Here is a 14303-nt window from a genome sequence, read left to right as displayed (position 1 = left end):
TTATATTCCTATCTTTAAAGATTCCTTAACATGATGTTAATCTGCGATTTTCCCGCTCGATACCTATTGACACAGTAGGTTAATATCATAATAATGCAATAAACCTAGTTTTGCAATAGGTAATAGAAAAATAAAATAAAGAGGTGCAAAAATGGCAAAAAAACTTCGGCAGATAGCTATTTACGGAAAGGGTGGAATTGGAAAATCAACAACCACACAGAATTTGACAGCAGGATTGCTTGAACTTGGAAAAAAAGTTTTGGTTGTTGGCTGTGACCCTAAAGCTGATTCAACACGACTTCTTCTTGGTGGTCTTCATCAGAAAACTGTTTTGGACACAATCCGTGACAACAAGACAGAAATTCAGCTCGATGACTTGCAGAAAGTCGGATTCAAGGGCGTTCGCTGCGTAGAGTCAGGCGGACCGGAGCCAGGCGTTGGTTGTGCAGGACGCGGTATCATCACTTCTATTTCTATGCTTGAAAACCTGGGTGCTTATACAGAAGATTTGGATTATGTTTTCTACGACGTATTGGGTGACGTTGTCTGTGGTGGTTTTGCTATGCCAATCCGTGAGGGCAAGGCTCAGGAAATCTACATCGTTGCTTCAGGCGAAATGATGGCTTTGTACGCTGCAAACAACATCTGTAAAGGTATTGCCCGCTATGCAGAGCGCGGTGACGTCCGATTGGGCGGAATCATCTGTAACAGCCGAAACGTAGACCGCGAGCTTGATTTGCTCCGTGCTTTCACAAAAGAGCTCAACACTCAGCTCATTTACTTTGTTCCTCGAAACAACATCGTTCAGCAGGCAGAAATCCGCAAGAAGACTGTAATTGAGTATGCCCCGGACAGCTCTCAGGCACAGGTTTACCGTGATTTGGCTCAGGCAATCGATGAAAACACAAACTTCACAATTCCAACTCCAATCACACAGGAACGACTTGAAGAAATTCTCATCGAAAACGGAATGATGGAGCCGGAAGGAAACTACTCAATCTAAAATCGGCAGCGAGCCTTTTGCAATGTGCAATCAAGGGGGAAACAATGGGAGGGGGAATGTCTTCCCCCTGCGTCACACGATGTTGTGCCGCACCCCCTTCTAGCGGGCTCAGACGCCGCCCGCAACGCCCGCTTTTATACTGTCCTTCCTTCAACGGCTGCGTATTTACCTAGCACCTTCATCAAGTCGTCGAACTGGGCAGGAGTCAGGCTCTGCTCGCCGTCGCAAAGTGCCTTTTCCGGGTTGTTGTGCACTTCGATGATAAGACCGTCGGCACCAACGGCAACCGCCGCCTTTGCGAGAGTCGGAACCATCCAACGGATTCCACATGCGTGGCTTGGGTCGATGATTACTGGAAGGTGAGTTTCTTTCTTTAAGTATGGAACGATGCTGAGGTCAAGGCAGTTTCTGGTGTAGTTGTCGAATGTTCGGATTCCCCGCTCGCAAAGAATTACGTTCTCGTTTCCGCTCGCCATGATATATTCCGCGCTCATCAAGAATTCTTTTACGGTTGCGCTAAGGCCTCTTTTAAGGAGAATCGGATTCTTGAGTTTGCCGACCTCTTTGAGAAGGTCGAAGTTCTGCATGTTGCGTGCACCAATCTGAATGATGTCAACGTCCTCGAAAAGCGGAATCTGGTTGATTGCCATAAGCTCGGTTACGATTGGAAGTCCTGTTTCTTTGCGTGCGATTTTGAGAAGTTCAAGACCTTCGGCTCCCAGACCCTGGAAAGAGTAGGGAGAAGTTCTCGGCTTGAATGCACCGCCTCGCAAGAATCTTGCACCGCTGGCTTTTACAGCCTTTGCGACTTCGATAATCTGCTCTTCTGTCTCGACTGAGCAAGGACCTGCCATAATCGAACAGATTTTACCGTCGCCGATTTTATTTCCCTTTACATCAATAACCGTGTCCTCCGGATGGAAGCTGCGGCTGGCCTGCTTGTAGGGAGCTTTTACCCGCTGAGCGCTCTCGACAATATCGTTTGCCAACAGTTCTTCTGGAGTGATTCGGCTTGTGTCGCCAACAAGACCCCAGAGGGTGACGTCTTTTCCCTTTGACTCATGGATTTCAAGCCCCTTTTCATTGAGGTTCTTTTTTAACTCTTCAATCTTCTGCTTTTCAGCACCGTTTTTCAAAACAACAATCATTTTATTCTCCTTGTGTGTAATTCCGAACGCGTTTCGGAATCTTGGACATAAAAAAAGGACTTCCTTTTGTGGAAGTCCTTATAATTGCCAAGTAATTTCGCAACTTTACGCATTAAAACACGGCGTTTGACTTCCACTGCGGACACGAGAAAAATAAAAATAGCCATAATAAGAGTAAGCCTTCGTAAAAGAAGCGAACTGGCTAGAGAAAGATTTTTCTGTCGCATAAGAAGTGTTGCGATTCATGTGGATTATTTAATACCTTTTTAAGATTTTTGTCAAGCCTATCTTCTGCCAAAAGCTTCCAAATTCGCTAGCCCGCGTTTGAATTGCGCGGCGGCCAGCGTTCTTGCCGCCGTAGCAATTTAAGCGGGACTATCTTCGCCCAAATGCTTCGAGGTTAGCTAGTCCCCGCTTGAATTGCGGAATGCGCGCGCATGCTGTTGTGTCTAGTCCGCTTGTGTCGCCTCGCTTTAAGAAGTGGTAGGCTACTCCTGCAATCATGGCTCCGTTGTCACCGCAGAGCTTTAACGGCGGGAAGATGCACTTGATGTCGGTGCGTTCAGCGAGGATTGCACGAAGTCTTGAGTTTGCCGCAACGCCACCGCCTGCAACAACTGTTTTTATTCCTGTGTCCTCAACTGCTCGGAAAAGACGCGAAGTGAGCGTTTTGCAGGCTGTTTCCTGGAAAGCCGCGCAGATATTTTCGTTTGTCTTTTCGTAGCCCGGTTTTAGGAACATGTCTGCCTGATGGATTACGGCTGTCTTGAGCCCTGAGAATGAAACGTCGTAGCGGTTGTTTTCACGCTTGTCGAGTTTTGGAACCGGGAAAGCGAATGATTTCGGGTCGCCTGCCTGAGCGAGCTTGTCGATTATTACTCCGCCCGGATAACCAAGTCCGTAGAATTTTGCAACCTTATCAAAAGCCTCGCCAACGCTGTCATCAATGGTAGTTCCCAAAACTTCAAGGTCATCAAAGCCGTTGACTTTTGCGATGATTGAGTGGCCGCCTGAGACAAGCAGACCAAGGTAAGGATATTCGATATCGTTTGCAAGATGAGCCGCATAAATGTGCCCGAGCATGTGGTTGATTGCGATAAAAGGCTTGTTTGTGGCCCATGCAAGTGTCTTTCCGAAAGTGAGGCCGACCAAAAGACTTCCCATTAAGCCCGGTCTGTTTGTGGCGGCAATAGCGTCAACCTGGTCGAGAGTCATGTTTGCTTCGGTCAAAGCCTGTCGTACAACCGGCAAAATCCATTCAGCGTGCTTTCGACTTGCAATTTCCGGCACGACTCCCTTGTAAACCTGATGGAAAGGAATTTGTGTCGCCACAACATTCGAGATAATCTTTTTTCCGTCTTCAACAATTGCACATGCTGTCTCATCACAGCTTGATTCAATACCAAGAACTTTCATGTCTCTTCCTCTTTATCTCAACATACTTGGCGTGGCGAATCTGTAGCCAGCCGCTTTCATTTCAGGGTACATCTCCGCGAGAAGGTCGGGGAGAATCTTTACGCTTTTGTCCACATGACCGATTACGAGGGCCTTTCCGTGCCTGTTTGCATAGGCCAGTGTTTCCCTCATCCTTTCAAGCATTTTTGCCCTGTCTATGTCATTGTCCAGATAAGGGCCTGCTTTTTCAAAAATCGTCATGTCCCGTTCAAGTGCGGCCTGCGGAGCCTTTGTTTCGGCCGTTGTCCGCGAGTCAAAAAAGTATATTCCTTTTTCGGCACAAACTTCAAGAACCGCACCGATTTTTATTTCATTTGCCGTTATGAGGGAGCCTTCGTGGTTGTTCATTCCGCGAACGCCCGGTCCAAGCTCGGCAAGATTTTCCTTTATAATAGAAGCAATCTGATAAGAATTCATGTCCGCCGTGATTTTTCCAGGCCCCGGATCAAGATTCAGGTTCATCGACTGCATGGGCTGATGCAAAATCACTTCCTTTCCTGCGGCGCGAACGGCGTCAGCACAGGCCCTCGACTGGAGCAGTTTCGGCAAAACCGCGATTGTAATCGGGAAGGGGAGGGATGCGTATCGCCTGGTGTTCTCAACGCTGCGGCCTGCATCATCAATTACGATTACGATTGTCGCTCCCTTTGCAGCCGGAGGAATGTCGAAGCGGTTTCGGGGAACGTTCTGCTGAATAGTCTCCTGCTCTTTGGGTGGCATAACAGATGCAATCTGCGCCCCGCTATTTTTTTGCGGCTGAATATTTCCTGCCTGAGAAGTGTGGTTTGAAGGAAGAGTCTTTACGGCAGAACTTTCTTTCATTTCCTTTGTGATGATTTTTGGCTGGGAAGAAGAGTTCTTTTTTTCAGCCTTATTATTTTTCTTTTCTACAGTTTTTTCTTCCTGCTGCCTTACCGGCTGAGTCTGAAGGGGCTGAATTGTCGGCGCAGATTTTTCCTTTACGACTGTATTCTTCTGAGAATCTGCCTTTTTTGCAGGCGTTTTTTGAGTCTTTTTTTCTTCTTTTGGAGTATTCGCTTCCTTTTTTGGAGCCGCTTTCTTTTCCTGAGTCTTTGCTTTTTCTGCCTTTACTTCAGGCCTTGTCTTTTCGACTGTTTTTTCTGATTTTGCAGCCGGTTCAGCCTTTGCAAGAACTTCTGTTTTGGGAAGATTTTGCTTTTCGCCCTGATTCAGAAGGACGCTGAGGCCAATCGCAAGCACACAGATTAAGCACACTAGTCCCGAAAAGAGCGCGACTTTGTTTTTTGCAAGCTTGACCTTTGGCTTTTTTGCCCGAGTACGTGATGTCTTTCGTTTTTTTGCTGGAACTGTTTTTTTAGGCATAGAACTTTTCTATTTTAGTGCTTTTTTGAATTCTATTCTATGCGCTTTTGAAAAATTTTATGCCGTATACAATTCCAGTGTCTTTTCGTTCAGGGCTTTCTTGATTTTCTGCAGGGCCTTTATTTCTGTCTGGCGGATGGTTTCTGCTGAAACTCCCAGTGACTGGCCGATTTCCCGCAATGTCGGTGCGTGAACCAGTCCGTCAAAATTATAGCGACCGGAAATTACAAATCGTTCCTTTTCAGAAAGTTCCGAAACCAGCTGCTTGATGTTGCTTTTTGCGATTTCGATGAAGAAATTGCGCTCCGGGTCGTAGGTAAAATCCGGGATAAGCTCGCCGACTGTCACGGTGCCGTCTTCCTTGCATTGTGAGTCCAGGCTTGTGCATGTGTAAAGACAGTCAAGTGCGTTGTTGAGTTCAGTTTCTGAGATTCCGAGTGAGCGTGCGAGATCCTTTTTGCTTGCTTTTTTGCCGGTAACTTCCCTGTACTCGTTCTGGATTGTCGAAATCCGGCGCAGAACTTCTTCCTTGCGCTGGGGAATTGAAATGATTGCCGTTTTGTTATGAAGAAAACGGAGCATGTACTGCAAAATCCATGGATAGGCATATGTCGAGAAGCGGTTTTCGTAGTCCGGTGAGAATTTTTCGGCTGCCGCCATGAGTCCCATATTTCCTTCCTGAATCAAATCCATTACGGAAACCTTGTATGTCTTCTTGAATTTATTCGCAATGCTGACAACGAGACGAAGATTTGAATTTACGAGGCAGCTTATGGCCTTTTTGTCTCCTTCAGAGATTTTAACTGCAAGCTCCCGCTCACTTTCGAGGCTTAAAAGAGGGTATCTCTGAATCTGTTTCAAATACATCTCATACATTTTCATAATCAACTCCTGTCTATCTTAAATCCATAAAAGTGTAAGCATGAACCGTGCCAAGTTTAAAAATAAAAAGCAAAAAAAGAGAAAGAAAAATGTAACTCTATATAATATAAAGAAATAGAAATTAGAAAAAAAGTGTTGCTGAGAAAAATAAAAATAGGGAAGTGTAAAAAATGTTATAAAAAATTATTTCATGCGTATAAATTTTTGCACACTGGTGAGAAAAAAAATAGAAGTGTATAAAATTTTATATAGGGCAATCAACTTGCTGCGGCTGTTCCACCCTTACGCTAACGCTCATTGCTTCACTACGCGAAGCAACTAAAGGGGTTCCATAGCCGGCCCGAATTTATTTATCAATAAAAATTTTAACTCAGTATTTTACAATTTCAAGTTTTTTGATAAAATAAATCAATAATTCTATAAAAAGAAACAAGTAATTGAATGAAAAGTTGATTTCAGAATGTTCTCTTTTCATTTGAGGAGATTTTATGTACGTTACATGTTTGGATATGGAAGGCGTTTTGGTTCCGGAAATCTGGATTGCTTTTGCTGAAGAAAGCGGAATCCCAGAACTTAAACGCACCACTCGTGATGAGCCTGACTACGACAAGCTCATGCAGTTCCGAATCAATATCTTGAAAGAGCACGGACTCACCCTCAAGGACATTCAGAACACAATCGCAAAAATTGCTCCTCTCCCTGGTGCCAAGGAATTCATGGACAAGCTCCGCGCAAAGTGCCAGACAATCATTTTGAGCGACACTTTTGAGGAATTTGCAGCCCCTCTCATGAAAAAAATGGGCATGCCTACAATTTTCTGTAACTCCCTCGAAGTTGATTCAAACGGCTTTATCGTTCGCCACAAAATGCGCTGCGAAAAATCTAAGCTCACAACCGTAAAGGCCCTGCAGTCAATCGGCTTTGAGACAATCGCTTCTGGTGACAGCTTCAACGACCTTGGCATGATTCAGGCAAGCAAAGCCGGCTTTCTCTTCCGCACAACGGACAAAATCAAAGCCGACTGCCCGAACATTCCTGCCTTCACCGAGTTCGATGAGCTTTACGAAGCAATCTGCAAAGTGATTGACGAAAAATAAGGCTTAAAAGCAGCGGCTTTTAAAAGACCTTTGGGCAGAAAAGCTGGCTAAGTGCGCTTTATCTCGAAAGTCACATTTGGATTGCGTTTGCTGCCCTCGAGTGCCTTTTGTATGCGCTGCTGCTCTTCCGGCGAATCGGAAGTAGAATCCGCAATTTTGAGCGAGTCCCAGTCTTCGTTTTGAGCCCGAAATTTAACCTTACCCATAGCCCTGTCAAACCCGGCCAGCAAGTCTTGTCGGGTTTTATTTTTGATGAACTGCTGGAAATATTCGGAATTTTCGATTTCGGAAAGCTGCTTGGTAAAGGCGTAAAGTGCAAACTGGTTGATTGAAACTCCCTGCTGTTCGGCCATAAACTCTATGCGCTCTTTAAGTTCATGTGGAACCCTGATAGTGAGAACGCTTGTCTTTTCTGCTGACTCAAATTTTGAAACTGCCATAAAGCCCCCCTTATTTACTTTTGCCCCTGATGACCTTTTGCATGAAATCTGCGGGCGTGATTACCGTTACTCCGTCAAAATGAAGGTCGCTGTTGCAAGTGAAATCCCTCACGTTTTTGGTGATTAAATAGCGGGAATCGGATGCAAAAGCCAGCTCCATTATGAGATTGTCACCTTCGTCCTGCAGATTTGGCCGCAGGAGATACTTAATATCAATTTTGACACTTATGTAGGCGATGAAATTAAGCACATCCCAGACATCTTCTTCGGTGAGCTCGAAGAGTTCCAGTGAGCTTTTTCGTAAGCAGACATCGCAATATTCTACAAACACCGGTGTGGAAATGACAATTTGCAAATCGCCGTTTCGAACCATTTGAAGAATGGCGTGTGATGCCCCGCTCTGAGAATACAATGCCTGAAAAATTACGCAAGTGTCTAATACCACTCTCATGATTGAATGATAGCATATATGCTTGCACTTTGCAAGAAAAAAAATTATAAAAAAAACTCTCCGTAAAATCACGGAGAGCATGAATTTTCTTACTTGCTTAAAAGCTCAATTTCCTCTTCGGTAAGTTCCCTGTAGCCGCCGAGGGGAATGGCCGGATCAAGCTCCAGCTGCCCCATCTTTACTCGCTTTAAGTACACGACTTCATTTCCCAGCTGGGCGAACATGCGCTTTACCTGGTGAAATTTTCCCTCGTAAATCGTAAGTAAGCAGTCAATTACGACATCCTGTCGTGACGACTCGCTTTCGCGATTCGCGGTTTCATTTGCTTTTTGCCGCATCCGTGCGGCGGATTTGTTGTTTTCTTCATTGCTCATTGTGAATTGAATTTCTGCCGGTTCTGCATCAAAACCGTTTTCGCTTCCTTCGCGGTCAATCCAGAAGCCTTTCGAAAACTTTTCTGTGTATTTTGCCTTTTCTTCTTCGGTCAGGCTGTCCCGCAGACCCACGGCGTATGTTTTGGGAGCGTGAGTCTTTGGTGCGAGCAGTCTGTGGGTAAGCTGCCCGTCGGTCGTGAGAATCAGAAGTCCTTCGGTGTCGATGTCGAGGCGGCCCATGCAGTGAAGGTCCCCGCCCAGGAATTTATGGCGCAGGGATTCGTCGAGAAGGTCAAAGACTGTGCGGTGCTCGCCGTCCTTGTTGGCGCAGACTACGTCCTGGCACTTGTTCATCATGATGTAGACGTCGTGCTGGAGGCGGATTCTTTCTCCGTCTACGACAACTTCGTCCTTTGAAATGTCAATCTGAAAGCCCGGATCGTAAACAAATTTGCCGTTTACGCTGACAAGCTCGTCACGGAGCAGCTTCTTGACGTCTTTTCGTGAGCCGAATCCGTGATGAGACAAGATTTTATCGATTCTATCCATTGCTTATCTTTTCTCAATCGGAACGTATGCGCGTTCTGCAGAAATATTCTTGTATGCCGGACGGTAAATCTTTCCGCCTGCGACGATTTCCTCGATTCGGTGGGCACTCCAGCCTGCGATTCGGGAAATTGCGAAAATCGGGGTGAAAAGTTCCTGAGGAATGTTGAGCATGGAATAGACGAAGCCTGAGTACAAATCGACGTTTGCACAGATTTTTTTGCCGTCGCCGTGCTTTTCGTAGAGAATATCCGGACTGAATTTTTCGACCATCTTGTAAAGATTATATTCTTCGTCGAGGCCCTTTTCGTGAGCGAGTTTTGCAGCCCTGTCACGCAGGATTGTAGCTCGCGGGTCGTTGATTGTGTAGACGGCGTGACCCATACCGTAAATAAGGCCTGTGCGGTTGAAAGCCTCTTTGTTGGCAATTTTTTCAAGGTAGCGCTTTACTTCGGTTTCGCTTGACCAGTCTTTTACGTTTTCCTTGATGTCGTCCATCATTGCGGAAACCTGAATGTTGGCACCACCGTGACGGCGTCCTTTGAGTGAGCCGACTGCCGCACCGATTGCAGAATATGTGTCCGTATCAGCGGAAGAAACTACATGAACAGTGAGGGAAGAGTTGTTACCGCCACCGTGCTCAGCGTGAAGAATCAGGGCCAGGTCGAGAAGTTTTGCTTCTTCGTCTGTGAAAGCCTTGTTGTTTCGGATGAGGCGAAGGAAATTCTCGGCTGTTGAAAGCTCCGGGAGCGGATTGTGGATGTACATTGATTTTCCGTCGTAGTAGCGGCGCTTTGCCTGATAAGCGTAGGCAGTGAGTGTTGAGAATCGTGAAGTAAGCTCGATGCACTGGCGCAAAACATTTGAGAGCGAGCGGTCTTCCGGGTTTGAGTCGTAAGAATAAGAAGCAAGGACACCGCGGGCAAGTTTGTTCATGATGTCGGCAGAAGGAGCCTTCATGATCATGTCCTCAGTGAAGTTGTCAGGAAGCTGGCGGAGAGAACCCAGATATTCCTTGAAATGATCCAGCTCAGACTGTGTTGGAAGCTCACCAAATAATAGAAGATAAACGCACTGCTCGTAGCCGAACTGATTGTTGGCCTCGGCGTCCTTAATCAAATCTTCAACATTGTAGCCGCGGTAGACGAGGCGGCCAGGAATCGCGATTTTTTTGTCGTCCTGAACTTCGTAACCGACTACATCACCGATGCTGGTAAGTCCGACGAGAACACCGGTGCCGTTTTTGTTTCGGAGACCGCGTTTGACATCGTATTTGTCGTAAAGGCTTTTGTCGATTGGGTCATTTCGTTCCGCAAGAACGGACAATCTGCCGATAAACAAACTTTCTGATTCTGTCATAGCGTGCTCCTTTGCATATTTGTGTATATTTATGCAATTTTCGTGAAAATATATTCATAATTATACAAATTTGTGCATATCGTTGCAAGAAAAAAATTAGCGCTTAATTTGTCTTTCAATCTCATTTTCCACTTTATCTTCCAGCATCGAGAAAAAGTCCAGCCCGGTGCGGCTTTCCACTTCATCGACCGTCACCTGATAGTCATCGAGAGAGCCTTCGCATTTTTCGTTGGGGAAAATGTAGGCCATTGCAAGCACGCTTTGGGCATCTTCCGGGCTTGCCTTGTCATTTTCGTCTGCGTAGAGCGGGGCCAGAATCACTTTGTAGTAAAACTCCGGCACCACAACCTGATTTTCTCCGATTGTCTTGTATTCTGATGCCGGCTTTTCCAGAACCGGGCCTGAGACAACGTAGACCCGGCCGAAATTTGCTGCCCAGAGCCTCACCTGGCTTTCCAAATCCTTCCAGAGTCCGCGGTTTAGGCTTCCTTTCTGCGGGCTCATGTTGCTCATGTAAAAAGTTTCGCTCATTGCTTTTTCGCTGAATGCAAAATCTGCCGCAGGGGAAAGGTGTCCGCGGTCGTAGCCGGACTTTTTGTAGTCGGCGGGAGTAGCTGAGCCTGTAGTGATTTCCGGGTCGGCACGGAAGTCGTCGCTTCGTTTGGCGTTTTTTACAAGTTCATCTTCTGTTAGGCAGTAGGCGCTCCATTCTGCCTGCTCGTAGCTTTCACGGTAGCAGAGGGTGTAGTTTTCAAATTTTCGGATTTCATGGTCAGTTTTGGCTCCTTTTCCTGTGCAGACTGGAATCTCAAGCTTTTCCGGGAGTGCGACAAGTTTTTTTGCGGGGGCGGACTTTTTGGGAGCAGGCGATTTTTTTTCTTCAGAAGATTTTTCGCTGATTTTTTCTTCTATTAATTGCTTTGTCTCCGAGATGGCTTCTTCTGCCTTTTCGGTAACAAGGGCGACAGTTTCGTCTGCTTCTGAGCGGAATTTGGGGTCGTTTTTATAATGCCAAACGGTAAGGGCTGCGAAGAATATGAGGGCGAGGATGAAAAGTATGCAGTAAGATTTTTGATTTATCTTTCTTTTATTTTTTCGTTTTTTTGACATATCTATAGTATAGAAAAAAGCTGGTCTTTTAGCTATTATATTAGAATACAAAAAAAGAGGATTAAAATGGCTACAGTACAGATTCCAAAAGATTATAAGTCGCTGCTTGGTGAAAAAGAAACTGAGCATGCAATCGTCATGATAAAAGATTTTTTCCAGACTCAGCTTTCAACAGCACTCAATCTTACACGAGTCACGGCTCCGCTTTTTGTTCAGAGCGGCAAGGGCTTGAACGATGATTTGAACGGCGTTGAGCGGGCTGTAAAATTCCCTGTTAAGGACATGGGTGACGCTCAGATGGAAATCGTTCACTCGCTGGCAAAATGGAAGCGTGTCAAGGTTTCAGAAATGAAGCTTCCTGCAGGATTCGGAATTTACACCGATATGAACGCTATCCGTGCTGACGAAGATTTGGACAACATTCACTCGCTTTACGTTGACCAGTGGGACTGGTGTGAGTGCATCAATAAAGCTGACCGCACAATCGAATACCTCAAGTCTGCCGTACGCAAGATTTATGCTTGTCTCAAACGCACTGAATTCTTCATCTACGACCGCTACGAGCAGATTAAGCCGATTTTGCCGGAGAACGTTCAGTTTGTTTATGCTGACGACCTTCAGAAACGCTATCCTGATTTAACTCCGAAAGAGCGCGAGACAAAAATCTGTGAAGAATACGGAGCAGTCTTCCTCATCGGTATCGGCGGCAAGCTCCCTGACGGAACAATCCACGATGGACGAGCTCCTGACTATGACGACTGGATTTCTGACTCAGGCGACGGTCACAAGGGCTTGAACGGCGACCTTCTCGTTTGGAACCCGGTTTTGAAACAGTCATTTGAGCTTTCTTCAATGGGTATCCGTGTAAGCCCGGAAAGCCTCAAGCTTCAGCTTGAAGAGCGCGGATGTCCTGAGCGCGCAAGCCTCGAATTCCACAAGCGTCTTTTGAACGGCGAACTTTCATTCACAATGGGCGGCGGTATCGGTCAGAGCCGTCTCTGCATGTTCTTCCTTCGAAAAGCCCACATCGGCGAAATTCAGGTTTCAATGTGGCCTGACGAAATGAGGGGAACTTGCGAAAAGAACGGAATTCACCTTCTGTAATATGGCTGATACAGTAAAGTTTTCTTCTTCAAGTCTTGAATCTTCTCTTTCTTCTTTTGGCAGGCGCGGAGTTACTGAATTCACCTTGCAGGACGAGGCTATTCTTTCCCACAAGGGCAAGCTGCTTCACTTTCTGCAGGTCTTCCGTGAAAAGGCGGGCGATGTTTTCCTTACCCTGCCTGTCTCAGCTTCTGTGCTCGATCTGGACGTCTGCAAGGCTTGTGCTGAACTTTACTGTACCCTTGAAATCCCACTTGAGGGCCTGAGCAAGGGCAATTCCTATCTTTTTGACAAAAAATTCTATTCACGCCGGGCTGACATGCTCAACACTCTGGGCCTAGTCTTCGGTTTTGACATGAATTTTGCCTGTCAGCCGGGGGATTCTGTAAAGTCCTTCCGTGACAGGCTTGATTTTGCCCTTTCCCTTTACCCCAACCACATCGATTTTCCTCAGATTGACCCGTTAAATGGCGGTGATTCTTCGATTAAAATGCCCAAGCCGACTGCAACTTTTTCGACTCAGGACATAAAGATGACCAAGGAAACTGCCTTTGCCGCTTCCACTTTCTACAGCTATGGCCGGGCGGTCACATGGTTCCTTGCGGTTCTTGCTCCTTTAAAAATGACTCCGTCAAAATTCTTCCAGGACTTTGCCGAGTGGCAGAACCTCAACAACTGCTCCCTTCGTTCCAACTGGAAGCCGGAAAGCGCCAAGCACGCCGAAATCGAAAAGATGCAGCTTGCCTTCCTCAAATTCAAATACGAAGAAAAGAACAAGCCCCAGCTTTTTGAAGTCGTAAATAATGTCGTCCGCCTGAACGGTGCATTTTCGCGCTGTTTCGGAGAGGGCGAGGAAAGCCGCATAGAACTTTCATACAATCCAGACGAGCTCCTTTCCGGGGCCGCAATGAACATCCAGTCCTTTTTCGACAATTCCTTCATGGAAAACAGCACTGTCAAAGTCTTCATGGGCGAAGACGGCGCCGAATGGCGTTACTGCTAGAACTTTAGGTGCATTCAAAATCAGTAAAAGTAGATTGTGCAAAAAAATAAAAGGTAGTAAAACATTTTATATAAAAACATCGTGCATGATGTATGTATAAGGATTAAGTCATGAAAAATGTCGGTTACTACAATGGAAAAATGGGACTGCAGGAAGAAATGACAGTTCCCTTTTTGGACAGGGCTATGTACTTTGGTGACGGAGTTTACGATGCGACTTACAGTGCGAACCGCAAACTATTTGAAATTGACTGGCACGTCGAGCGGTTTTTTAATTCACTCAAATATGTCCAGATTCCCTTTACGCTGACAAAGGAAGAACTCATTGCCGAGTTGCAGAAATGCGTCGATGCAATGGATTCAGACGGAGTATGTTTTGTTTACTGGGAATGTACTAGGGGAACGGCTCCAAGAAATCATCTTTTTCCTGACTGCAAGCCAAACCTTATTATCAATATCACTGAATCAAAAATCACGGATTTAAGGAATCCCTGTAAATTAATCACTATGGAAGACACAAGATTTTTCCACTGCAACATAAAGACTTTGAACCTTCTGCCAAGCGTTCTTGGAAGTCAGAAAGCCTATGAATGCGGTGCCAAGGAAGTCGTTTTCCACCGGGGAAACCGTGTCACTGAATGTGCCCACACGAACGTCAATATCCTGAAGGACGGAACTTTCATCACTCCGCCTCTCGATGAACTGATTCTTCCGGGCGTTACCCGACGTCATTATCTTGAAGTCTGCAAGCGGCTTGGAATTCCTTACGAGGAAAGGCCTTTTACGCTGGACGAGCTTTTTGATGCGGACGAGGTTTTCATCACTTCGGCTGGCACTCTTGGTCTTCCGGCTTATGAAATTGACGGAAAGAAAGTCGGCGGCAAGGCAGGGGAGCTTTTGAAAAAACTTCAGGTTGCCGTTGTCGATGATTTTGAAAAGGAAACTGGAGTCAGACCGGACGTTATATAGAACTTTCGTACATGCTGTA

The 14303-nt window shown here is 46.0% G+C and carries 14 protein-coding genes; 5 read left to right on the top strand and 9 right to left on the bottom strand.

Translation table 11 applies throughout. The features are described from left to right. Window positions 1–151 precede the first annotated feature (151 nt). Window positions 152–1003 (top strand): nitrogenase iron protein, encoded by an 852-nt coding sequence (gene nifH, locus HNP76_RS09220; RefSeq protein ID WP_184659748.1) that lies wholly within the window; start codon window positions 152–154, stop codon window positions 1001–1003. 134 nt (window positions 1004–1137) lie between these two features. On the opposite strand, the gene aroF is transcribed toward nifH, so the two are convergent. From aroF to HNP76_RS09200, 4 genes are all read right to left on the bottom strand, one after another. Further along, window positions 1138–2151: a 3-deoxy-7-phosphoheptulonate synthase gene (aroF, locus tag HNP76_RS09215; protein WP_184659746.1), complete on the bottom strand. Its 1014-nt coding sequence runs from the start codon at window positions 2149–2151 to the stop codon at window positions 1138–1140. A 375-nt stretch (window positions 2152–2526) separates the two neighbouring features. After that, window positions 2527–3567, bottom strand: coding sequence for a tRNA (adenosine(37)-N6)-threonylcarbamoyltransferase complex transferase subunit TsaD (gene tsaD, locus HNP76_RS09210; protein ID WP_184659744.1), 1041 nt, complete (start codon window positions 3565–3567; stop codon window positions 2527–2529). Window positions 3568–3579: 12 nt separating this feature from the next. Next, complete coding sequence (locus tag HNP76_RS09205) at window positions 3580–4950, bottom strand: divergent polysaccharide deacetylase family protein (protein WP_184659742.1); 1371 nt, start codon at window positions 4948–4950, stop codon at window positions 3580–3582. Window positions 4951–5007: 57 nt separating this feature from the next. Continuing rightward, entirely contained in the window at window positions 5008–5832 is an 825-nt protein-coding gene (locus tag HNP76_RS09200; RefSeq protein WP_184659740.1) for a sigma-70 family RNA polymerase sigma factor, read from the bottom strand. 488 nt (window positions 5833–6320) lie between these two features. Here HNP76_RS09200 and thrH point away from each other — a divergent pair, with 488 nt between their 5' ends. Beyond that, on the top strand, window positions 6321–6929 hold the full coding sequence (gene thrH / locus HNP76_RS09195; protein ID WP_184659738.1) for a bifunctional phosphoserine phosphatase/homoserine phosphotransferase ThrH: 609 nt from the start codon (window positions 6321–6323) through the stop codon (window positions 6927–6929). A 47-nt stretch (window positions 6930–6976) separates the two neighbouring features. Here thrH and HNP76_RS09190 read toward each other — a convergent pair whose 3' ends face one another. The 5 genes from HNP76_RS09190 to HNP76_RS09170 all read right to left on the bottom strand — a co-directional run bounded on the left by HNP76_RS09190 (window position 6977) and on the right by HNP76_RS09170 (window position 11209). Then, a complete protein-coding gene (locus HNP76_RS09190; protein WP_184659736.1) occupies window positions 6977–7369 on the bottom strand; it encodes a toxin-antitoxin system HicB family antitoxin in 393 nt (130 codons plus the stop codon). A 10-nt stretch (window positions 7370–7379) separates the two neighbouring features. Next, entirely contained in the window at window positions 7380–7820 is a 441-nt protein-coding gene (locus tag HNP76_RS09185; protein WP_184659734.1) for a putative toxin-antitoxin system toxin component, PIN family, read from the bottom strand. An 89-nt stretch (window positions 7821–7909) separates the two neighbouring features. Beyond that, complete coding sequence (locus HNP76_RS09180) at window positions 7910–8743, bottom strand: pseudouridine synthase (protein ID WP_184659732.1); 834 nt, start codon at window positions 8741–8743, stop codon at window positions 7910–7912. 3 nt (window positions 8744–8746) lie between these two features. Further along, window positions 8747–10099: a citrate/2-methylcitrate synthase gene (locus tag HNP76_RS09175; protein ID WP_184659730.1), complete on the bottom strand. Its 1353-nt coding sequence runs from the start codon at window positions 10097–10099 to the stop codon at window positions 8747–8749. Window positions 10100–10195: 96 nt separating this feature from the next. Continuing rightward, a complete protein-coding gene (locus HNP76_RS09170) occupies window positions 10196–11209 on the bottom strand; it encodes a DNA/RNA non-specific endonuclease (RefSeq protein ID WP_184659728.1) in 1014 nt (337 codons plus the stop codon). 66 nt (window positions 11210–11275) lie between these two features. Between HNP76_RS09170 and asnA the strand changes: the two genes are divergently transcribed. The 3 genes from asnA (at window position 11276) to HNP76_RS09155 (ending at window position 14284) form a co-directional block, all read left to right on the top strand. Next, a complete protein-coding gene (gene asnA / locus HNP76_RS09165; RefSeq protein ID WP_184659726.1) occupies window positions 11276–12313 on the top strand; it encodes an aspartate--ammonia ligase in 1038 nt (345 codons plus the stop codon). A gap of 1 nt (window position 12314) precedes the next feature. Beyond that, window positions 12315–13316 (top strand): radical SAM protein, encoded by a 1002-nt coding sequence (locus HNP76_RS09160; RefSeq protein ID WP_184659724.1) that lies wholly within the window; start codon window positions 12315–12317, stop codon window positions 13314–13316. Window positions 13317–13426: 110 nt separating this feature from the next. Beyond that, window positions 13427–14284, top strand: a complete 858-nt coding sequence (locus HNP76_RS09155; protein ID WP_184659722.1) for an aminotransferase class IV — start codon at window positions 13427–13429, stop codon at window positions 14282–14284. Window positions 14285–14303: the final 19 nt, after the last annotated feature.

Source organism: Treponema ruminis (assembly GCF_014201975.1).
In the GTDB taxonomy this organism is placed as follows: Bacteria; Spirochaetota; Spirochaetia; order Treponematales; family Treponemataceae; genus Treponema_D; species Treponema_D ruminis.
This window is presented reverse-complemented; position numbering and strand designations above follow the sequence as displayed.